The sequence below is a fragment of the Candidatus Krumholzibacteriia bacterium genome (assembly GCA_035268685.1).
GTDB lineage: Bacteria > Krumholzibacteriota > Krumholzibacteriia > JAJRXK01 > JAJRXK01 > JAJRXK01.
Genome location: DATFKK010000019.1, coordinates 40,901 through 62,449, shown reverse-complemented (window position 1 = coordinate 62,449; position 21,549 = coordinate 40,901). Strand labels below are relative to the sequence as shown.

21 protein-coding genes are annotated in these 21,549 nt (G+C 68.2%); 12 read left to right on the top strand and 9 right to left on the bottom strand.

Going from position 1 to position 21,549, the window contains the following annotated elements:
* Together VKA86_01900 and VKA86_01895 are read right to left on the bottom strand one after the other, a co-directional pair.
* On the bottom strand, positions 1-187 hold a 187-nt coding region (locus VKA86_01900; protein HKK69942.1), incomplete at its 3' end, for a hypothetical protein.
* A 154-nt stretch (positions 188-341) separates the two neighbouring features.
* The gene (locus VKA86_01895; protein ID HKK69941.1) at positions 342-629 is read right to left on the bottom strand and encodes an RNA-binding protein; all 288 of its coding nucleotides are present in this window, start codon (positions 627-629) and stop codon (positions 342-344) included.
* A gap of 406 nt (positions 630-1,035) precedes the next feature.
* Here VKA86_01895 and VKA86_01890 point away from each other — a divergent pair, with 406 nt between their 5' ends.
* The 12 genes from VKA86_01890 to VKA86_01835 all read left to right on the top strand — a co-directional run bounded on the left by VKA86_01890 (position 1,036) and on the right by VKA86_01835 (position 12,332).
* Complete coding sequence (locus VKA86_01890) at positions 1,036-4,326, top strand: S41 family peptidase (GenBank protein ID HKK69940.1); 3,291 nt, start codon at positions 1,036-1,038, stop codon at positions 4,324-4,326.
* Positions 4,327-4,538: 212 nt separating this feature from the next.
* A complete protein-coding gene (locus tag VKA86_01885; protein HKK69939.1) occupies positions 4,539-5,138 on the top strand; it encodes a Na+/H+ antiporter subunit E in 600 nt (199 codons plus the stop codon).
* Positions 5,126-5,395, top strand: coding sequence for a monovalent cation/H+ antiporter complex subunit F (locus tag VKA86_01880; protein HKK69938.1), 270 nt, complete (start codon positions 5,126-5,128; stop codon positions 5,393-5,395). The genes VKA86_01885 and VKA86_01880 overlap by 13 nt, the downstream gene beginning before the upstream one ends.
* Positions 5,395-5,706, top strand: coding sequence for a monovalent cation/H(+) antiporter subunit G (gene mnhG, locus VKA86_01875; protein ID HKK69937.1), 312 nt, complete (start codon positions 5,395-5,397; stop codon positions 5,704-5,706). Before VKA86_01880 ends, mnhG begins: the two co-directional genes overlap by 1 nt.
* Positions 5,703-5,948: a hydrogenase subunit MbhD domain-containing protein gene (locus VKA86_01870; protein HKK69936.1), complete on the top strand. Its 246-nt coding sequence runs from the start codon at positions 5,703-5,705 to the stop codon at positions 5,946-5,948. The genes mnhG and VKA86_01870 overlap by 4 nt, the downstream gene beginning before the upstream one ends.
* 11 nt (positions 5,949-5,959) lie before the next feature.
* Entirely contained in the window at positions 5,960-6,247 is a 288-nt protein-coding gene (mbhE, locus tag VKA86_01865) for a hydrogen gas-evolving membrane-bound hydrogenase subunit E (protein ID HKK69935.1), read from the top strand.
* Positions 6,244-6,726: an MnhB domain-containing protein gene (locus VKA86_01860; protein HKK69934.1), complete on the top strand. Its 483-nt coding sequence runs from the start codon at positions 6,244-6,246 to the stop codon at positions 6,724-6,726. The genes mbhE and VKA86_01860 overlap by 4 nt, the downstream gene beginning before the upstream one ends.
* On the top strand, positions 6,723-7,103 hold the full coding sequence (locus tag VKA86_01855) for a cation:proton antiporter subunit C (protein HKK69933.1): 381 nt from the start codon (positions 6,723-6,725) through the stop codon (positions 7,101-7,103). Before VKA86_01860 ends, VKA86_01855 begins: the two co-directional genes overlap by 4 nt.
* Positions 7,104-7,118: 15 nt before the next feature.
* Complete coding sequence (locus VKA86_01850; protein ID HKK69932.1) at positions 7,119-8,696, top strand: monovalent cation/H+ antiporter subunit D family protein; 1,578 nt, start codon at positions 7,119-7,121, stop codon at positions 8,694-8,696.
* A gap of 9 nt (positions 8,697-8,705) precedes the next feature.
* Complete coding sequence (locus VKA86_01845; protein HKK69931.1) at positions 8,706-10,220, top strand: monovalent cation/H+ antiporter subunit D family protein; 1,515 nt, start codon at positions 8,706-8,708, stop codon at positions 10,218-10,220.
* On the top strand, positions 10,217-10,444 hold the full coding sequence (locus VKA86_01840) for a hypothetical protein (protein HKK69930.1): 228 nt from the start codon (positions 10,217-10,219) through the stop codon (positions 10,442-10,444). The genes VKA86_01845 and VKA86_01840 overlap by 4 nt, the downstream gene beginning before the upstream one ends.
* A complete protein-coding gene (locus tag VKA86_01835) occupies positions 10,437-12,332 on the top strand; it encodes a Na(+)/H(+) antiporter subunit D (GenBank protein ID HKK69929.1) in 1,896 nt (631 codons plus the stop codon). The genes VKA86_01840 and VKA86_01835 overlap by 8 nt, the downstream gene beginning before the upstream one ends.
* Positions 12,333-12,363: 31 nt before the next feature.
* Here the strand turns inward: VKA86_01835 and VKA86_01830 are convergent, their stop codons facing one another.
* The 7 genes from VKA86_01830 to VKA86_01800 all read right to left on the bottom strand — a co-directional run bounded on the left by VKA86_01830 (position 12,364) and on the right by VKA86_01800 (position 21,338).
* On the bottom strand, positions 12,364-12,825 hold the full coding sequence (locus VKA86_01830) for a YbhB/YbcL family Raf kinase inhibitor-like protein (GenBank protein HKK69928.1): 462 nt from the start codon (positions 12,823-12,825) through the stop codon (positions 12,364-12,366).
* A gap of 181 nt (positions 12,826-13,006) precedes the next feature.
* On the bottom strand, positions 13,007-13,201 hold the full coding sequence (locus VKA86_01825) for an ArsR family transcriptional regulator (GenBank protein HKK69927.1): 195 nt from the start codon (positions 13,199-13,201) through the stop codon (positions 13,007-13,009).
* Positions 13,202-13,356: 155 nt separating this feature from the next.
* On the bottom strand, positions 13,357-14,127 hold the full coding sequence (locus VKA86_01820; GenBank protein ID HKK69926.1) for a glucose 1-dehydrogenase: 771 nt from the start codon (positions 14,125-14,127) through the stop codon (positions 13,357-13,359).
* A 232-nt stretch (positions 14,128-14,359) separates the two neighbouring features.
* The gene (locus VKA86_01815; protein HKK69925.1) at positions 14,360-16,456 is read right to left on the bottom strand and encodes a hypothetical protein; all 2,097 of its coding nucleotides are present in this window, start codon (positions 16,454-16,456) and stop codon (positions 14,360-14,362) included.
* Entirely contained in the window at positions 16,453-18,393 is a 1,941-nt protein-coding gene (locus VKA86_01810; GenBank protein HKK69924.1) for a transglutaminase-like domain-containing protein, read from the bottom strand. Before VKA86_01810 ends, VKA86_01815 begins: the two co-directional genes overlap by 4 nt.
* A 220-nt stretch (positions 18,394-18,613) precedes the next feature.
* Positions 18,614-20,425: a FlgD immunoglobulin-like domain containing protein gene (locus VKA86_01805; protein ID HKK69923.1), complete on the bottom strand. Its 1,812-nt coding sequence runs from the start codon at positions 20,423-20,425 to the stop codon at positions 18,614-18,616.
* Between the two features lie 460 nt (positions 20,426-20,885).
* Positions 20,886-21,338: a hypothetical protein gene (locus VKA86_01800; protein HKK69922.1), complete on the bottom strand. Its 453-nt coding sequence runs from the start codon at positions 21,336-21,338 to the stop codon at positions 20,886-20,888.
* Positions 21,339-21,549: the final 211 nt, after the last annotated feature.

The window sequence follows — 21,549 nt, the reverse complement described above, 5'->3', positions numbered from 1 at the left end:
CCCGCTTCCGCGGTGCGATCCAGGGGCACGGCGCCGGAGCGGGCAGTGCGGCCGCGCCCGACCGGTCGTACAGGACGCCGCCCAGCAGCAGACCCACGATCGCCGCCGCGTTCTGGGTCCCCGCGGCGGTGATCCTCGGAGCCGGGCTGGTCTCGGGGCGGATCGCACACGAGCGCGCCCCCGGCACGCACGCTCGCGATTGACGCCGAGAGGCCCCGCTCCGGCAGCGGAGCGGGGCCTCGACATGAACTGCGGGACCTGTTCTGGACGTGCCTCCCCGGAGTGGGGACGACCGTCAGGAGCGGACGCGCACGAAGTACGGAACCAGCGAGAGGGAGAACCTAGTAGCGGCCGCCGCCACCACCGCCACCGCCGCGCGGGCCACCCCGGCGTTCCTGGGCCTCGTTCACACGCAACGCACGGCCACTCATCTCGTAACCGTCGAGCGCCTGCATGGCCTTGGTGGCGCCTTCGTCGTCCATCTCGACGAAGCCGAACCCACGGGGGCGGCCGGTCTCCCGGTCGTTGATCAGCGCGACCGAGTGGACCTCGCCGTGCTGGCCGAACAGCTGCTGAACTTCGTCATCGGTGGCTTGGAAGGGGAGATTCCCCACGTACAACTTCTTCACTTTGCTCTCTCCAACGGAAGCGCGGCCGCCTCCGACAGATCGCCACGCGTGGGCCGGCCCATCCGGAATCCACGAGCGACGGGACGACGAGGCTTCCGGCTCGGCGGAACCCTCGTACTCCCTCCGACGAGGGAGAAGCGGGGGCGCGACGGAACGCGCCGAAGACGTGTGGCTGGCAGGAGATCGGTCCGGGCCGGGATTGCAATGGCGGGATGCGATCGGGAGGACTCTTGCCGGCTGTCGGCCCAGAGAGTAGCCGCTGGCGACACCGTCCCGCAAGCGTCTCGGCCGCGTTGCGTGAATCGATACACGAGCGGAACCCGGGAACGGAGGTGGTCGTACGGGACCAGGTCCGGCTAGATTCCGGCGTTCGCTCTCGCCCGCACCCATCGCCTCCGGAGAAGACATGACCGCCCTCTGCACCCGAGCGATCCTCGCGCTCCTGCTCCTCACCGTCCCGGCCACCGCCGCCGACGTGACCCCGAACTGGTTCCGCGCGCCGGCGCTCTCGCCCGACGGCTCCACGATCGTGTTCACCCACGGCGGCGACCTCTACCGCGTGGACGCCGACGGCGGTCTCGCCACGCCGCTCACGCTCGACGACGCCTGGGACGGCGCGCCCGTGTGGTCGCCCGACGGCGAGTGGATCGCCTTCGCCAGCGACCGGCACGGCAGCCGCGACGTCTTCGTCATGCCCGCGGGCGGCGGCGAGGCGACGCGCCTGACCTTCCATTCGTCCGACGACCTGCCGAGCGCCTTCGCCACCGACGGCGAGGCGATCTACTTCTACGCCTCGCGCATCGACGCCCCCGAGAGCTCGATGTACCCGAGCGGGCGCATGGGCGAGCTCTACGCCGTGGACATGGAGGGCGGCACGCCACGGCAGGTGCTGACCATCCCGGCCGAACACGCGCGGCCCGACGAGAGCGGCGATCGCCTGCTCTACCAGGACCGTAAGGGCTACGAGCACTCGCTGCGCAAGCACCACGTGTCGTCGGTCACGCGCGATCTGTGGATGGTCGACCTCCAGTCGGGCGAACACACGCGGCTCACCACCTTCGGCGGCGAGGACCTCGATCCGTGGTGGGTGCTCGGCGAGGACGCGTTCGTCTACCTGAGCCAACGCAACGGTGACATGAACGTCTTCCGCCAGGCCCTCGATCCGGCGGCCGAGCCCGAGCAGCTGACCTTCTTCGAGCACCACCCGGTGCGCCACCTGAGCGTGGCCCGCGACGGCACAATGGCCTTCTCCTTCCACGGCGATCTGTACACCATGGCGCCGGGCGAGGACCCGCGGCGCCTCGACGTGACGATCCGCGTCGACCGCCAGCAGCCGCCGGTGACCGTGGAACAGATGCGCCGCGGCGTGACCGGGTTCGCGGTGTCACCCGACGGCCAGGAGGTGGCCTTCGTCTCGCGCGGGGAGGTCTTCGTGACCTCGGTCGACTTCTCGCGCACCAAGCGCATCACCGACACGCCCGAGCAGGAACGCAGCGTGAGTTTCTCGCCCGACGGCCGCACGCTGCTGTACGCCGGCGAGCGCGACGGGAGCTGGAATCTGTACACCACGACCCTCGCCGACGAGGACGAGGAGTGGTTCTACGCCGCGACCGCGCTCGAGGAAGAGGCCGTGGTCGCCACCGACGAAGAGGAGTTCCAGCCCCGCTTCTCGCCCGACGGCACCGAGATCGCCTATCTGGCCGAGCGCACGGTGCTGAAGGTCCACGACCGCGAATCCGGCCGCAGCCGCACCGTGATGCCCGGCCGCTACGCCTACAGCTACAGCGACGGCGACCAGTGGTTCGAGTGGTCGCCCGACGGCGAGTGGCTGGCCGTGCAGTTCCTCAGCCGCGGCCGCTACTACGCCGACGCCGTGGGCCTGGTGAAGGCCGACGGCAGCCAGGACCCGATCGACATCACCAACAGCGGCTACGCGAACTGGACCCCGCACTTCGCCATGGACGGCGGCCTGGTGATCTGGGCCACCGATCGCTACGGCGAGAAGAGCCACGGCAGCTGGGGCGGCGAGACCGACGTCCTGGGCGCCTTCCTCGATCAGGAGACCTATGACCGCTTCACCATGACCAAGGAGGAGCGCCAGCTCGCCGAGGGCCGGGAACCGAAGAAGGGGAAGAAGGACGCCGATTCCGACGACTCCGAGGCCGAATCGGAGGACGACGAAGAAACGGAGACCGAGCCGGTCGAGATCGACTGGGACGGGATCGAGGATCGCACCGTGCGCCTGACCATCCACTCCAGCGACCTCGGCGGCTTCGCCATGACCCCCGACGGCCGCGCCCTGGTCTACCTGGCCGAGTTCGAAGACGGCCACGACCTGTGGATCCACGACTTCGTCGAGGAGTCCACGAAGCTCGAGGTCAAGCTCGGCGCGAACCGGGCGTCGATGCAGATGACGCCCGACGGCAAGACCGTGTTCGTCCTCGCCGACGGCAAGATCCAGAAGATCGGCCTGAAGACCGGCGACGAGGGCACGAGCACCGGCGAGAAGGACATGGTGTCCTTCGACCCCGAGATGAACGTCCGCCCCGATGCCGAGCGCGGCTACCTGTTCGAGCACGTCTGGCGGCAGGTGCAGCAGAAGTTCTACGACCCCGAACTGCACGGTGTGGACTGGGAGTTCTACCGGGAGCAGTACGAGCCGAAACTCGCCGGGATCCGCCACAACCGTGACTTCGCCGAGGTGCTCAGCGAGATCCTCGGAGAGCTGAACGCCAGCCACACCGGCGGTCGCTACTTCGGCCGTCCCGACGACCCCGAGCGTACGGCCAGCCTGGGCGTGTACTACGACCGCGAGTACGACGGCGACGGCATGCGGATCGCCGAGATCCTGCCCCGAGGGCCGCTGGCCGAGGCCGAGCTGGGCATCGAGCCCGGCACCGTGATCACGGCGGTCGACGGCGTCGAACTCGACGGCGAGGTCAATTTCCACCGCCTGCTGAACAACAAGTCCGGCGAGCGCGTCCGCCTGCGCTTCGACCCGCCGCGCGGCGACGACTTCGAGCGCGTGATCGAACCGATCGGTCCCGGGGCCGAGGGCCGCATGCGCTACGACCGCTGGGTGCAGCAGCGCCGCGCACAGGTCGACGAGCTGAGCGACGGCCGGATCGGCTACGTCCATGTGCAGGGCATGAACGACCGCAGCTTCCGTGTGGCCTACGCCGAGGTCATGGGACGCAACTTCGACAAGGACGCGATCGTGGTCGATACGCGCTTCAACGGCGGCGGCTGGCTGCACGACGACCTCGTGGTGCTGCTCGGGGGCGAGGCCTACGTGGACTTCATGCCCCGCAACCAGGCCGTTCCCGGCCAGCGCTTCCACGGCGAGCCCGGCAAGCGGTGGTGGAAGCCGAGCGCGGTGGTGATGAACGAGGCCAACTACTCCGACGCCCACTTCTTCCCGTGGGTCTACGACCACCTCGACATCGGGCCCACCGTGGGCATGCCCGTGGCGGGCACGGCGACGGCCGTCTGGTGGGAGCGCCTGCACACCGGCGACCTGGTGTTCGGGATCCCCCAGGTGGGGATCGTGGAGCTGGGCACCACGAACTACCTCGAGAACCAGCAGCTCGAGCCCGACCACCGCGTGGCGATCACGCCCGAGCAGCACGCCGCCGGCGAGGACCCACAGGTCGCCGAAGCGGTGCGGGTCCTGCTCGAGGAGCTCGACGCCGAGTAGTCCCCGTTCGTCCCTCTCGCGAGGCGGATCACGTGGGCCGGCCCGGTCGGGTCGGCCCGTCGTGCGTGCGGCCCGATCGAGTTCGTGATGACCGGCGCCCGTTCACGGACCTAGATCTTGTGGGCGCCCGGTCGGAACACTACACTGCGGCCGATTGTGCCGGGCGCGGCCGCGCCCGTGACCTTCCAGCCGACCGCAGGACCCCCGACACGATGCAACCACCTGCCACCCGAAGCCGCGGCACCACGCGCCACACGGTGCTCCTGGTCGTCGTCCTGGCCGTTCTCTGGATGGCCTTCTCGGGCAAGACCGACGTCGTCCATCTCTCGTACGGGGTGCTGTCGATCGTCCTGGTGGTCCTGCTGTCGCGCAACCTGGTGATCGCACACCGGGAACCCGTCGAGAACCAGTACATCGGCCGCCTCCACTGGCTCCGGGTGATCACCTACACCTTCTGGCTCATCGCCCAGATCATCGTCGCCAACGTGCAGGTCACCATCCTGATCCTGCGACCGGGCCCGCCGGTGAAGCCCGCCCTGATCCACTTCCGCACGGGCATGAAGAGCTCGCTGGCCAAGACGGTCCTGGGCAACTCGATCACGCTGACACCGGGAACCTTCACGCTGCACATCCGCGACGACCATTTCCTCGTGCACACGATCCACGAGAACCTGGCCGGTGGCCTGCTCGACGGCACCATGCCGCGCAAGGTGGCCGCCCTGTTCGGCGAGGAACTGCCCGACGACATCGAAGCGACGCTGCTGGACGACCCGGACGCCGTCCGAGAGGAGGTCGAACGGTGGTCTTCCTGAGCGTGATCACGATCATCATCGGATTCGCGCTGATCCTGCCCCTGTACCGGGTGCTGCGCGGCCCCACGGTCTACGACCGCATGGTCGGCGTCACGGTGGCGGGGACCAAGACCGTCATCCTGATCTGCCTGGCCGGCTTCCTCTACGGGCGCATCGACATGTTCGTGGACATCGCGATCGCCTACGCCATGCTGAACTTCGTGGGCGCGCTCGTGGTGGGAAAGTACCTGGAACGCTCCGGCACGGGAGGCCGCTGATGCTCGAGTGGATCTCCTACGCCCTGATCGCGGTGGGCACGGGGACGGTTCTGGTGGGCAGCGTGGGCGTGAACCGCCTGCCGGACTTCTTCACGCGCTCGCACGCCTCGGGCAAGCCCGACACCCTCGGCCTGATGCTGGTCATGACCGGCCTGGCCTTCTACGAGGGCGTCGATCTGAGCACGGCGAAGCTGCTGCTGATCGTGGTGCTGGTGGCCGTGGCCAATCCCGCTGCCGCCCATGCCCTGGGACGCGCAGCGATCCTGAACCGTCAGGTGCCGTGGCTGCGCCGGGATCGGAGCAACGGATGAGCGAAGTCCTGATCGCGTTCTTCTTCTTCCTGGCGGCCGTGGCGGCCGTGGTGGCGCTGCGGGTCAAGGACCTGCTGGCGGCCGCCGTCGTGCTCAGCCTGTTCAGCTTCCTGGCCGCACTCCTGTACGTGTCGCTCGGCGCGGTCGACGTGGGCTTCAACGAAGCCGTGCTCGGAGCCGGCGTGACCGGCGTGCTGTTCGTGGTGGCGATCTTCAACACCCAACGCAAGTCCCGCGACTGAGGAGGATCCGCATGCGAGGCGTTGCCGCGGCCGTGCTGGTGATCCTGGGGGCGACCATGCTCTACGCGGGCCTCGGACTGCCGGCCTTCGGCGATCCGCACGCGCCCGCGGCGGAGCACGTGAGCGACTACTTCATCGAGCACGCCTACACCGACGCCCACACACCGAACATGGTCACGGTGATGATCGGCGACTACCGCTCCTTCGACACCCTCGGCGAGGGAATCGTGGTCTTCGCCGCGGCCTTCGCCTGTTTCCTCCTGTTGAAGGGCAGCCGCCACCGGAAGGACCCCTCGTGATCACCCGGCACCCGAGCATCATCATGGACGTGGTGGTCCGGATCATGGTCCCCGTGATCCAGATCTTCGCCCTGTACGTGATCTTCCACGGGCACTACAGCCCGGGGGGCGGATTCCAGGGCGGGGCCCTGCTCGCGGCCAGCGTGTTGCTGCAGCGGGTGGTGCTGGGGCAGGAACGCTCCCAGCCGAGCTTCCGGCGCGGACTGGCCATGCCCTTCGCGATCACGGGCATCCTCCTGTACCTGATCACCGGCCTGGGCGACATGCCGTTCGGGGGCAACTTTCTCGAGTACGACATGCTGCCCTTCGGCATGGCGCCCGACTGGTTGCACAACACGGGCATCCTGCTCGTGGAGATCGGAATCGCCTTCGCCGTGATGGGCGCGCTGGTGTCGATCTTCGACGAACTCGTGATCAGTCATCGCCCGCAGTCGCAGACGGACGCCGCGGCCGGAACGGAAGAGGAGACCCTTCGATGAGCGAACTCCAGGCCCTGTTCGTCGACCGCTGGCCCTACGTGGCCACCTCGGTCCTGATCCTGATCGGACTGTGGGGGATGGTCTTCAAGCACAACCTGGTGAAGAAGCTCATCGGAATGAACATCTTCCAGGGTGCGATCATCCTGTTCTTCATCGTGCATGCCTACAAGACGGGTGCGAGCGTACCGGTGTACTCCGCCGAGGTCGGCAGCGAGGCCGAGCAGTACATGAATCCGATCCCGCACGGCCTCATGCTGACCGCGATCGTCGTGTCGGTCGCGACCACCGGCGTGGCCCTGACGCTGCTCACCGTGATCCACCGCCGCTTCGGAACCCTGGAAGAAGACGAACTCCTGCGCCGCCTGCGGTCCGAGTAGTCGGGAAGGATCGGGATGGAGTCGGTGTTGCTCTCACTCGCCGCCGAGGTCTCGCGCGCACCGCGGGACGCCGCCCAGGCCTTCGGGCCGACGATGGACCACCAGGCACCGGCGCTGGGCCTGCTGGTGGTGATGGTGGGGGCGTTCCTCGTGGCCGCCCTCGGCTACTGGAAGCGCCGGTTGGCGTATCCGGCCACGCTGCTCACGCTGCTCACCTTCCTGGGCACCGCGATCTACGGACTCGAGCGCGTGCTCACGCTCGGTCCGCTCCACTACCGCATGGCGGGCTGGGAACCGCCGGTGGGCATCGAACTGAACCTCGATGCCCTCAGCGCCTTCGTGATCACCATGATCGCACTCGTGTCGCTGCTGGTGTGCGTCTACGCCGGCACGGCCGTCCGCCGCGAGAACCCCGAGCGCGAGTCGACCTTCTACGGCATGCTCCTGGTCATGCTGCTGGGCCTGACCGGCATGGTGATCACGGCCGACCTCTTCAATCTGTACGTGTGGTTCGAGGTCAGTAGCCTGGCCGGCTATGCGCTCATGGCCGTGGGACACAAGAAGGCCCCGGTGTCGGCGTTCCGGTACCTGCTGCTGGGAACGCTCGGGGCCTCGTTCTACCTGCTGGGTGTGGGCTACCTCTACGTGCTCACCGGCAGCCTGAACATGTTCGACGTCGCGGGGCGACTGGGCGAACTCCAGTCGAACCCGGCCCTGTGGATCTCGGTGGTGTTCATGGTCGGCGGGCTGGGCCTGAAGATGGCCCTGTTCCCCATGCACCTCTGGCTGCCCGACGCCTACACCTACGCCAGCAGCACCAGCACGGCAATCATCGCGCCGCTCATGACCAAGGTCAGCGCCTACGTGATGATCCGCGTGCTGTACTTCGTCTACGGCCACGAGTGGTCGCTCCACGGTGCCGGTGGCCTGGGACCGGCGATCACCTGGATGGCACTCGCGGGGATCGTGGTGGGCAGCGTCATGGCGATCGCGCAGAAGGACGCCAAACGCATGCTGGCCTACAGCTCGATCGCGCAGGTCGGCTACATCGGCGTCGGCATCGGCCTGGCCACGCCCCTGGCGCTGGTGGGCGCCATGCTGCACATCCTGAACCATGCGATCATGAAGTCCTGCCTGTTCCTGGTGACCGGGAGCGTGCAACTGCAGGCCGACACCGTGCGCCTGCGCGACTACACCGGTCTGGGCCGCAGGATGCCCTGGACCTTCGCCGCCTTCACCCTGGCCGCGCTGGCCATGGTGGGCGTCCCACCCACGAACGGCTTCTTCAGCAAGTGGTACCTGGTGCTCGGCGGCATCGCGGCCGGGCAATGGGTCGTGGTCGTGCTGATCCTCGCGAGTAGTCTGCTGACCGCGGTCTACTTCTTCCGCGTGCTCGAGCGGATCTACGCCCGCCCCGCTCCCGAGGGCGAGGACGGCGCCCCCGTGACGGCAGTGGTCGATCCGCCCCTGTCCATGCGGGCGCCGGTGCTCGTGCTCGGCGTCGGCGTCCTCGCGCTCGGCCTGGCCAACGCCTGGCTGGTGTCGACGATCCTGCGCCTGGCCCTGCCCGCCGATCTGCCCTGGCCACTCTGAGGTCACCTGATGCCCATCGACGTCGTCTCCCCCACCACGATCGAATCGGTACGCCCGCTCTGGGCGGTCCTGGTGTCGTTGATCGCGATCCCGTTGATCGTGGCCAGCGACCGCCGTCCGAACCTGCGCGAGGCCTTCACGCTGGTCGCCGCGGCGATCAAGGCGGTGCTGGTGCTGTCGATGCTGCCGTGGGTGCTCGCGGGCGAGCAGGCGGTGGTGCAGCTCTGGGAGATCTCGCCGGGCATCGAACTGGCGCTGCGCGTCGACACGCTGGGCTATGTGTTCGCCGTGGTGGCGTCGGTGCTGTGGTTCCTCACCAGCTTCTACTCGATCGGCTACGTCCGGGGCGCGGGCGAGAAGAAACAGACCCGCTACTTCGCCAGCTTCGCGCTGTGTCTGTCGGCCACCATCGGGATCTGCTTCTCGGCGAACCTGCTGACCTTCGTGGTCTTCTTCGAGATCCTCACGCTGGCCACCTACCCGCTGGTGATCCACAAGGAGACCCCGGCGGCGATCACGGCCGCCCGGAAGTACCTCTCCTACACCCTGCCCGCCGGCCTGGCTCTCCTGCTCGCCGTGGCCTGGTCGGTGTCGGCCACCGGCGGCAACACCGACTTCGTGCCCGGCGGGTTCCTGGGCGCCACGGACCTGTCGGAGACCAGCCTGCGCTGGCTGTTCCTGCTCTTCGTGCTCGCGGTGGGCGTGAAGGCGGGGATCATGCCGCTGCACTCGTGGCTGCCCGCCGCCATGGCCGCACCCACGCCGGTGAGTGCGCTGCTGCACGCCGTGGCCGTGGTGAAGGCCGGCGTGTTCGGTGTGCTGCGCGTGACCGGCTACGTGTTCGGCCCCGAACTGCTACGCGAGATCGACGTGTGGACGGTGCTGGCCTGGGCGGCCGCCATCACGCTGACGGTGGGTTCGCTGCTCGCCCTGCGGCAGGACAATCTGAAGCGACGGCTTGCCTACAGCACGGTGGCGCACCTGAGCTACATCGTGTTGGGCGCCGCGCTGCTCACCAGCGCGAGCTGGTCGGGTGCCGTGATGCACCTGATGTTCCACGCCACCATGAAGATCACCCTGTTCTTCTGCGCCGGTGCGATCTACGTGCGCGCACACAAGGAGAACATCAGCGACATGCACGGGATCGGCCGGCAGATGCCGATCACCATGCTCGCCTTCGCCGTGGGCAGCCTGGGACTGGCCGGAGTGCCCGGCGTGAACGGCTTCGTGAGCAAGTGGTACCTGGCCGTGGGTTCGATGCAGGCCGACCAGACGATCTTCATGGGTCTGTTGCTGCTCAGCGGCGTGCTGAACGCTGCCTATTTCTTCCCGATCGTCCACGTGGCCTTCTTCCGCCGCAACGAGGAATTCGACCGCTTCGGCGAGGCTTCGCCGCTCATGGTGGTGCCACTCGCGCTGACCGCGATCATCTCGGTGGTCCTGGGCGTGGCCCCGAACTTCGGCGTGCACGCCTGGGACCTGGCGCGCTCGATCTCGGCGGCCGTCACGGGAGGTACGTCGTGAAGCTGAAGACTCCGAGCACGCGCGGCTGGATCTTCGCCGCCGCCAGCGGCGCGATCGTGATCGCGCTGCCCTACTTCCTGCCGCACGGCGAGCACCACGGCTGGTGGAGCGCCATTCCGGGCTGGTGGTCACTCTTCGGGGCCGCCGGCTGCGCGGCGATCGTGATCGTGAGCAAGTGGCTGGGCCACGTCTTCCTGCAGAAGGACGAGGACTTCTATGAGTAGATTCCTGGCGTCCTCGACCGCGGCTCGACTGTTGGTGGTCGTGACCTTCGTCCTGCTGGCCGGATCGATGGTGGCCATGGCCGCCACCGAGGGCGGCGGTCACGGCGGCGAGCATGGGCGCATCCTGGCCCCCGTCCTGCATCCCGACACCTTCGCCACCGACTCCTGGCCGCCCGCCGCGATCCTGGTGATCGGTGGGGTGGGCATCCTGCTCCTGCCGTCCCGCATCCGCGGGTACGCGGCCGTGATCCTGTCGGCGATCACGCTGTGGTACGTGTGGAACCTCCCCGACGGCGCGCGTCTGGTCGTGGGCGTCGGCGGGCAGGACCTCACGCTGCTGCGCGTCGACCGGCTGTCGCTGGTCTTCGGCAAGATCTTCTCGTTGATCGGGATCATCGCGGGGATCTACGCCCTGCACCAGCGCGACACCCGCCAGCAGGTGGCCGCACTGTTGTACAACGCCGGTGCGCTGGGGGTGACCTTCGCCGGCGACTACCTGACGCTGTACGTGTTCTGGGAGCTGATGGCCGTCAGCTCGGTGGTGCTGATCTGGGCCCGCCGCAATCCCGAGAGCGAGGCCGCGGGCCGGCGCTACATCCTGGTCCATCTCGTGGGCGGCGCGGTGTTGCTGGGGGGCGTGCTGCTGCACCTCGACGCCACCGGCTCGATCGCCTTCGAGCGCTTCGCGCCCGGCGAGGGCGGTCTGGCCGCCTGGCTGATCCTGATCGGTTTCTGCCTGAACGCCGCGGTACCACCGCTGGGGCCCTGGCTGCCCGACGCCTACCCCCGGGCCACGGTCACCGGCGCCATCTTCTGCTCGGCCCTGACCACCAAGACCGCCGTGTACACGCTGATCCGCGGCTTCACCGGCTGGGAGATCCTGGCCGTGGCCGGCGTGGTGATGGCGCTGTACGGCGTGGTCTACGCCGTGCTGGCCAACGACATCCGCGAATTGCTCGGCTACCACATCATCAGCCAGGTGGGCTACATGGTCGCCGGCGTGGGGATCGGCACGGCGATGGCCGTCAACGGCGCGGCCGCCCACGCCGTGAGCCACATCCTGTACAAGGCGCTGCTGTTCATGGGCGCCGGCGTGGTGATCCACACCACGGGGCGGGAGAAGCTCACCGAACTCGGCGGATTCTGGAAACGCCAGAAACTGGTGTTCGGCCTGTACATGATCGGCGCCTTCTCGATCTCCGGATTCCCGCTCTGGAACGGCTTCATCAGCAAGAGCATGGTGGTGGCCGCCGCCGGCGAGCTGCACTGGGACTGGGCGTTCCTGCTGCTCATGCTGGCGAGTGTCGGGACCTTCCTGCACACCGGCCTGAAGCTGCCCTACGGCACGTGGATGGGCGAGGACCACGGGATCCGGCCGAAGCCGGCGCCGGTGAACATGGTCGTGGCCATGGCCGTGGCGGCCTTCTTCTGCACGATCATGGGCGTGGCCCCCGGGTTGCTCTACGCCCATCTGCCCTACGAGGTGCACTGGGATCCGTGGACCGCACCGCACGTGATGGAGGCGGTGCAGATGCTCCTGTTCACCTTCTTCGTCTTCTACCTGTTCATCCCGAAGCTCGGCGGCCAACCGACGATCTCGATGGACACCGACGTCCTCTACCGCAAGCCCGCTCCGGCGGTGCGCGCGGTGTTCGTGCACGGAGTGGGCGCGGTCTTCGACGGGGCGCACGCCCGGGTACACGCGCTGGCCTCGCGTCTCGCTGCGGCCTTCCGGGATCCGACCGACTGGATCCCCGGTTGGCCCGAGCGGGTGGAATCGGACGAACCCGGCTACGACGAGGACCGGGCCCGGTTGCCGCTCATGCTCCCGTTCACGCTGACGCTGATCGCGTTCGGCGTGATCGCGGGCTGGCGCTTCCTCGGATAGGTCGGTCGATCGGCCGGCGTCGACTGCCTGGTCAGCCGCGCGCGTACCGACCCATGAGCACCGTCTCGTCGAGCACGTGTCCGCGCATGGCCACCTCGAGGCTGGCGCGGTCGGTGCCCTTCGACACGTCGAGCTCGTCGACGTCGAGGGCCAGCAGGCGGAAGCGGTAGCGGTGGTCGCCTTCCTTGGTGGGCGGGCACGGACCGCCGTAGCCCTTCTTCTGGAAGTCGTTGCGGCCCTCGGTGCCGAGCTCGTGGACGTTCTCGATCAGTCCGTCGGCTTCGGCAGGGAGGTCGAAGAGCAGCCAGTGGGTGAAGATTCCCGACGGGGCGTCGAGGTCGTCGACGATGAGGGCGTAGCTGCGTGTCCCGGGAGGCGCAAAGCCCCAGTCGAGCGGGGGTGAGACGTCCTCACCGTCGCAGGTGTAGCGCGTGGGGATCATCGCGCCCTCGGCGAACGCGGGACTCGTCATGGCGAAGGCCTCGGTGGCCATGGGGGCACCTCCTGGGTTGACTCCCGGCCGACCGGAGACCGGCCGGCCGGGGTCGTCGAGCTCAGGTCGTGGGCAGCTCTGCCTTCTCCCACGCGTCGTAGCCGCCAGCGACGACTTCGACGTTCTCGAACCCCTGCTCGGCGAATCGGTCCGCCGCACGGGCGGAGCTCTCGTCGTTGGGTCAGTTGCAGTAGAAGATGATCTCGCGACGACGGTCGAGGTCCTCGGCACGATCCTCGAACTCGTGGAGCGAGATCGCGCCGGAGACGCCGAGGTCGTCGCACTTCTTCTCGTCGTCGTAGGCGCACACGATCAGGGCATCGCCTTCCGAGGCGTGCTGGTGCGCAACCGTCGGTTCGATGCGGGGAATGTCCACGGGGGACCTCCTTGCGTCGGGGCCTGCCGGCGATCCAGGTCGCGATCGTCGGTCGCCGGCCGGGGAGTGCACAGCCTAGCGATGCCGCGTGGCGGGCGGCGCGGGGACGGTCCGTGCGCGGAGCCGGGGGATCTCCCCAGCCCACACCTGCTCGATCACTGCGCCGTGTAGCCGCCGTCGATCACCAGCTCGCTGCCGGTGACGAACTTCGACTCGTCCGAGGCCAGGTAGACGATGCCGTGGGCGATGTCCGCCGGCTCTCCGACGTGACCGATCGGATGCTTCGCGTCGAGTTCGCGCCGGAAGGCCTCGACACCGTCCGGGTGCTCCTTGCCCAGCTCCTCGACGAGCGGTGTCCAGATGTAGCCCGGGTGCACGCTGTTCACACGGATCGAGTCCTCGGCGTAGAGCAGGGCGTCGGTCTTCGTCATGAGCCGGACCGCGCCCTTCGACGCGTGGTAGGGCGGAAGATCCGGAGCCCCGACGATTCCGTAGATCGACGACAGATTGATGATCGATCCGCCGCCGGCCGAGCGCAGATGCGGAATCGCCGCGCGCGTGCACAGGTACACGCCGCGCACGTTCACGGCCATGAGCTGATCCCATTCCTCCGGTTCGATCTCGTGCGTGGGCTTGTTGGGTCCGGCGATCCCGGCGTTGTTCACGACCACGTCGAGCCTGCCGAACTCCTCGACGACCGCGGCGAAGACCTTCTGCACCTGCTCCTCGTCGCTCACGTCGAGCTCCCAGGCGGCGGCCGTACCGCCTTCGTCGCCGATCGTGGCGGCCACTTCTTCGATCTCGTCGGTCTTGACGTCGGTGACGGCCACGGCGGCACCTTCGCGGGCCAGCGCGAGACAGCTCTCGCGGCCGATCCCGAGGGCGCCGCCGGTGACCAGGGCGACCTTGTCCTTCAGGCGTGGCATGGGGTCCTCCTCAGTCGGGGGCATCCGCCCGGTCCCACGGGCCCGGACGGTCGGATCGTGCGCTCGGAGCGTGAGCTAGGCGAGCGCCGCCGAGCCGACCATCGGGGCTTCACGGGTCGGCGGTCTGGGCGCGCCCGGCAGACCGTGGTGCCAATGCCCGGACAGGCCGGTGCACCGGACCCGAAGGCACCTGGCGGGCAGCCTCTGCGACCGCAGACGCCACACTCGATCGCTACTTCCCCGTGTCCATCCGCTCCAGCACGAGGGGGGTCGACTCGAGGTCCATCGCCTTCCGCCAGGCCTCGCGTTCGGTGTCGAAGTCGTCGGGTTCGAGATCGCTGCGCCGCAAACGGATCTCCCGCCGTACACACACACGACCCTCGTCGACCGCGACGCCCAGGGAATAGCCGAAGGTCTCACCCTCGACGGTGGCCGGAGCCGCGAGCCGGGCCGACGACCATCCGTCCGGAAGCGGGAGCCAGGTCTCGAAGACGAACTCCTCGCTGCGGGGAATCCAGAGCGACGAGCGGCGACTTCCGAGCTGCAGACCGGAGAGCGGCGTCTCACCGAAGAACGAAGCCACGTCCAGGATCCACACGTCCCCCTGCGCCTCGGGGATCGGACCGGCCTCGAGCTCGGACGACACCTCGAGCCGGATCCGACCCGGCGTCGACAGATCACGATCGACCCCGGCTACGGTGATCTCGTCGTCCGGGAAGCGGTTCGACCACCATGTCTCGGCGGTGCCGTGCAGGTCGTCGACCGTGCGGTGCCGGGTCAGCGCGGTGAAGCCGTCGGCCACGACCTCCGCCCGAAAGACCTCACGAACGGGATCGAGTTGCAGGATCTCCGTCGTGTGCCCGACCGTCTCGTCGGGATCGCCGGGCGTCCGGACGAAGCGCGCGATGCCCGATGCAGCAATGTGCCTCTGGAAATTCCTCATCTGGGTCTCGGGAACCGAACTCGAGCGCACCGCCGCGGAGATCGCATCGTCGTAGACCTCCTGGGGATCCTTCACCACGTGCAAGGCCTGCACACCGCGCAGGTCCGGCGGAAGGGCTCGGGGTGGACACCCCGGGGCGGCTGGGCAGTACCATTGATCCGCCGATGACTCGAATTCGCCGGCAAGGACCAGCGCCAGGTGACTGAACTGCCAAAGTCCCGGATTCGCCGCGTCCAACCCGCCCAGGGAGGCGGCGCGCAGGAGCATCGGCACGGGTTCGAGGTCGACTCCGCGCATGAGATCGTTCAGGAGCATGGACTTCTCGAGTCCGGTGGCGGTTCGACGCTCGACGATCTCCTCCGACGGCGTGAATCCGGCCTCCGACCCGATCTCCAGCGCGTCGGCGAGGACGATCTCGTCCTGCACCCACGTGTGCAGGGCGTCGGCCCGCCCGATCGGGTCCTCGATCCCCTCCGTGACCTCTTCGGCCAGGGCGACCACGTCGTCGTGGATCTCGTCGTCCAGCATGGTCGACGCCCACAGCGACGTGGCCCAGGTGTTCCAGTTGTTGTTGATGAACCAGCTCGCCCAATCCAGGTCGTAGTCACCGTAGTGGGCGATCCACACATGGGGCGTGCGGATGTCGCGGGGCGGAGCCATCGGATCGTCACCGACGGCGGCCTGCCGGGCCCACGTGAACTTCGACAACGTGGGATACGTCCGGTCCTTCTCGACCGCCTCGAGACGGTACTCGTCGGCGTCGATGTTCTGCGGACAGACGTTGTAGGCGAGGCGATTGCCCGTCAGCACGTGGATCTGCCCGTACCGGACGGGCCATTCGTCCGCGAGATCGATGCGCTTCTGGTAGAGCTTCGAGTCGAGACGTGTCTGCAGGCTGTAGCCGAACACGTCCCCGGGTTCGACCTGGGGAAACCCGATCACGACACGGCGGCCGAGGTCGACCTCCTCCTCGGTCAGACGGATCTTGTCGTCCTCGAGATCGAAGCGCTCGATCGAGCCATCACGTCGCACGACGAAGGCCTCGACCTTCTCGACCTCGATCCCCTGCACCGGGATCGCTTGCGTTGCAACGTCCTCGTCGAGTTCGTCCAGACGGGTGAGCAGGCGGTTGTTCTGGAACGTGCTGTGCTCATCCTGGATGTCCAGGAGGTGCGTGTCGACCAGGATGACGGCGCCCGTGGTTCCTTCCTCGCGCGCCTGCTCGGCGAAGGGGATCACCTTCTCGCAGTAGGCTCGCAGCGCGTCGTCGCCACGCTGACTCAGCATGAAGTCGCGGTCGGCGGTCGACCCCTCGGTCACGAAGCAGGTCAACAGGATCAGGGCGAGAACGGGAGCGCTCGGCAATCGGGTTCGTGGGGCGTTCATCGTTCGGACTCCGAGGCTTCGGGGAAACGGATCTCGACATGGCCGGCCTCGCTGTCGCGGACGGTGTCGAGGACGGTTGCGAGGGAGGACACACTGTCGGCGGGCACGACGCGCGGTCGGAGCTGCAGGTGACGTTCGAGGAACAGGACATCGCCGTCGACCCACCACCTCGTGCGCACACGCGATCCGGCACCTTCGGCCTCGAGGGAATCGGCCGTCACCGTTGTGCCGGGAGGCAGCTGCAGTCGCCAGCGCTCGACGCGGTCGGGAAGAGACCGCAGGTCGACGGGTGTCCGACGCGTGGCCGGCCTCAGATCGAAGCGACGCACGGGGAGGATCCGCCGCGGGAAGAACATGCGCCGCCCGGCGCGCGGCAGCGGTGTCCGGGCCAGCGCCTCGACGTGGACACGTAGCGGTGCGCCCCAGTCGTCGCGGCCCTGAACGTCGACGGAGGCGACGGCCGCGCGCAGCCCGCGGTCGAGCAGACGATCGGCGTGGAGCTGACGTCGCTCCTCGGTCGTGTGCTCACGTTCCGCCAGCGTCGCCATCAGGCGTGCGTTGTCGGTCCGCGTCTCACGGAGCGAGATCTGCCACCGACCGTCCGCATCGATCCGACCGTCGATCTCGACCTCGACGCGACCACGTCGGGCAACGTCGGCCGGCACCTCGACCAAGCGCACCGCTCCAGGCCGGAGGACCAGGACCGGCGACACCACGTTCCGCGTGGGAAACAGACCGGCCGGAAGGCCGTCGTAGGTCGGGTCCAGCCACACACCGCCTCGACCGTCTTCCGCCCACACCGCGAAATGATTGAACTGCGTCATGTTCGGGACGTCGGGATCGATCCAGCGATCGGCCGCTACCAGCACCGGGTGCGCCTCGACGTCCACCGCGCGCAGCATCGCGATCAGCAGCGTCCCCAGTCCCTTGCAGTCGCCGTAGCGACGCTCGAAGGTCGTGGACGCTGGTTCGGGAAGGATCCCACCGAGGCCCTCGAACAGACCCAGATATCGACAACTCGACTGGACGTGGCGGTACAGGCGTTCGATGCGTTCGGCGTTGCTCGTCGCTCCCACGACCACTTCGCGGGCAGCAGCCACGATCTCGTCGTTGGCTTCGAGGGTGGGCGCGATGCGCCGCGCGTAGCCCTTGCCGACCGTGAACCAGGCAGGACCCGCCGCGAAGGCATCGGCGCGCGCGGTCTCGCTCGTCTCGGCGAACGCCGCCGTCCACTGCAGTCCTCCACCCGGTGGTCCGAGCGCGAGCGCCTCGGCCGGGTGCGGCCGAAGGTCTCGCAGCGTCCAGCGAACGACCACGGCGTCGTCCTGTTGCGTGCTGTCGACCTCGACCGTTCGAAGCAACGGATCCGGTCCCCGCACCGACCACAGCAGACGGTGGTCGTTCGGATGCCGGACGCGCAGCGTCCGTTCCCGCGTGGGGTGTCCCGTGTCGTGGAGACCGACCGGGGGAATCCCGTGTAGACGGTCGACGACGTAATCGATGCGGACGTCGAGTCGATCGCCGACGCGGACCGACGGGATCAACGTCGAGCGCATCCGCGATTCGACACGGACCAGCATCCGGGAGCCAGCGCTCCAGGTGGCCCAACCCAGATCATCGCGTCGGAAGGTCCGAGTGGTCCCGTCGGGTCGGGTGAGCGTGGCCCGGAAGCCGTGAAGCTTTTGGTAGGGTTCGTCGACGACCGTCACCCGTGCGATCTCACCGATGTCGACGTCGTCGCCCACCGTCACCGACAGACGCTCGGTCCAACGCCCGCGGACGGCGTCGTCACCGGCGTGGTAGCGCAGGTCGAGTTCGGTGGTCCAGTGGTCGTGGACGGTGGCCGCCGTCGCTCCGCGCGGCAAGACCGGCAGGAGGAGGGCCAGGGCGATGAAGGCCGCGACCATCGCTGACGGTCGCGGTCGTTTTCTGCTCATGAACGGGCCAACCTCGGGCTACGGGAGCCCGACCCGAGACTACCAGACGCCGTCGCGGAGACAACCAGCGCACGAACGACATCTCACTTTCGGAACGGCGGGACCGCAACGCTCGAGACGCGGTGGACCACGGACCCCTCCACCCGTGGGCTCGAGGGTGCGCAGAGGCCCACCCGGCTGGATCCGGATGGGCCTCTGCGTGGTGGGAATCGCCGGCGCGTTACTTCAACATGATGACGCGCCCACGATCCGCCCCCACCGACGATTCGACGAGCACCTGGTACACGCCGCTCGCGGCCACGCGGCCCTGGTCGTCGGTGCCGTCCCAGCGCACGCCGTGCTCACCGGCGGGAAGCGGGTCGACGTCGATCGTCCGCACCCGGCGACCCGCGGCGTCGAAGATCGACACCTGCACCGCACCCGGCGCGGCCAGCTCGAAGCGGAGCTCCGTGGCGGGGTTGAACGGATTCGGCCGGCCGCCGACGAAGTCGATCCCGCGCCCGAGACCCGGAACGTCGTCCACCCCGGTCACCCCGAACACGAACTCGTGGTCGTCGAGCGGCACCAGGTGACGGTCGGCGAACTCGTCGTAGGCCGCGGCGTACTTCACCGCCATCGTCTCGCCGAACTCCGCCACGTCGAACTGCAGGCGCACGGTTCCGTGGCCGGCGCGGGCCGACGCGAAGCCCAGGCGGAGAACGCCACTCTTCTCGTCGTTGCTGGCGACCAGGCCGTTGCCCTCCACGACCGTCGCCGATTCGAAGGCAACGCGCTCGGGATCGTAGGCGAAGAGCATGTCCGCACCCGCGGCCGCGCTGTACTGCAGGAAGACCTCGCCGGGCTCGCTGCCACCGCGCAGGAAGAGGTCCGGCTCCTGGCCCCGTTGCCGGTCCGGCGTGAGGAGGCCGACGGCGGTCTGCAGCACGAGGACGGCATCGCCGACGTCGACGGTGTTGTCGGAGTCCATGTCGGACGCACAGAACTGCAGCGGCGTGGGATCGTACGAGCCCAGCGCGATGAGCAGCGTGCGGATCGCATCGGCCGAGTTGATCTCGTCGTCCTCGACCGGGTCGCCCTTGTCGCAGCCGACGAAGATACGGCCCCCATCGGTGACGTGGGGGATTGCCCCCTGACCGATGTCGAAGAGCCGGCTGGACGTGATGGTGACGTCGGTGAAGCCTTCGACATTGCCGCCGCGGAAGTCGAGTTCGAGCACCGGCTCCTCGACATCCACCGGAATCGAGACCGGACTCGTGCTCGCCGCCGAGATGTCCGCCGTGCCGGACCCGGCGTTGAACTCCACGAGCCAGTCGTGCGTGGTCCCGGTGACCCGCACGTCCTCGAGTGCGGCGAAGACCGGATCCCAATGCAGCTCCAGGTCGATCCCGGCGAGCTGCGACGGGTCCGACTTGGCCACGGGGATCTGGGACACGCCGACGGGCATGCTTACCGTGCCGCCGATCTGCGCGTTGACGGTGTCGAGCGAGAGTTCGACCTCGTAGTCGGGGGGCTGGGTGGGATCGAGGACGGCGCAACCGTCACCGACCAGCGTGAACGTTCCGATCTGGTTGTTGCAGTCCGAGTAGCCGGGCCCGGGTGGGTCGAAGCTGGTCGGATTCGCGGGGCCGACGCAGAGCCTCGAGTCGTCCGGCACGTCTTGGACCGCCAGGAGGGTGAGTGTCACGAGCGTCGCGGTCGTCTCCGGCATGCAAGCACCGGTTCCGACGATGAAGTTCTGGGCCTGAGCGTCGCCGATGTTCAAGGGCGCGGGCCCGTAGAGCGAAAAGCCGAGCTGGAACAGGCCGGCCTCTTCCACCCCACTCACCGACAATTCGTAGGCTTTCAGGCCACCGACGATCTGATCCGCGACGACGTAGACGTCGAACTGAACTCCGGGGACGACGTTGCGCCCCCGCACCGTGCCTTCTTCGTCGAAGTAGATGCCGACATCGCCACCCGGCTGCGCGTGCACCGATGGCACCAGGGCCGCGATCACGACGCATGCGAGCGCCGTCTTCATCAGACTCTTCACGGAACAACCACCTTTGCAATGTGGATCATGGTGACGGACCGCGGTCCATCGAACCGGGATCCGTAGACGTTCGTGAGGGAGCCATGTCGGGGCGCACGAAGGGGAAGCGACGGCGCGGTGCCCCGAGACGAAGCATCGGAGAGGAGTTCTGGAGTATCGCAACCCCACCCGAGCACTTCGACCCCGGTTCCGTGACGAAACGTGTGCGCGAACGGAACGAAACGTGAGATACGGCGAAAACCGGCGCTCGTGTTCGAGGCACCAAACGAAGCGGCCGACCGTACTCCGGGGTTCCGACGCGGAACGTCCCCACTCCGTCCCCACGACCAGGAACGCTTCCGCCGCGGAAGTGACGCACGCCCCACTGCCGTTCGCTGCACCACCCACACGAAAGCCCGCACGGCTGCCACCGCGCGGGCTCTCACGAATCCATCACCGGCACCGAGGCCGGCCTGCGAACCTACTGCGTCAACGCCTCCCCGAACGGCGACGTCAACAGCCCCGCCGTCATGTCGTCGAACCAGAACATCTGGTCCTCCGGACACAGCGCCTCGTGTTCGGCGTCGAAGGTCGAACCCGCGTCGCCGAAGTCCGGCCCGAAGACCTGGGTCAGGTGACCCCATGGGTCGTCCGGATCCACGGTGTCGAAAGCCATGCGGTCGCGGAACCCACTGTCGCCGACCACGCGGAACTCGTAGACCCACTCGTCCATCTGCTGGGTCTCGACGACGGTCTCCTCGGTCTCGCTCTGCGAGAATCCGAACTGCAGTTCCTGGGTGGGCAAGGCGTCGACGGTGATGTCCCTGCGGTACTGCAGATCCACTTCTCGACCGAGCAGGCCGGCGGCGAAGCCCTGCACGGCGGTGGGACCGGCACAGCGCTCGACGATGCACTCCCCACCGGAGTTCTCCATGACTTCCTCGTCGGCGCCGCTGGAGTCGGCACCCGCGCGGTGGACGATCTGAATGGTTCGAATGCTTCACACCGGGCCCGGATCACGGAATCGACACGGAAGCCGCGCCGCGCCGCACATCACGGAGGCACCATCGCCGGCCCCGAACGTTTGGTGTACGGTGTCGGGTCGTTCCCGGCAGTCACCATACCGTCTCACGAGCCCGGACCGG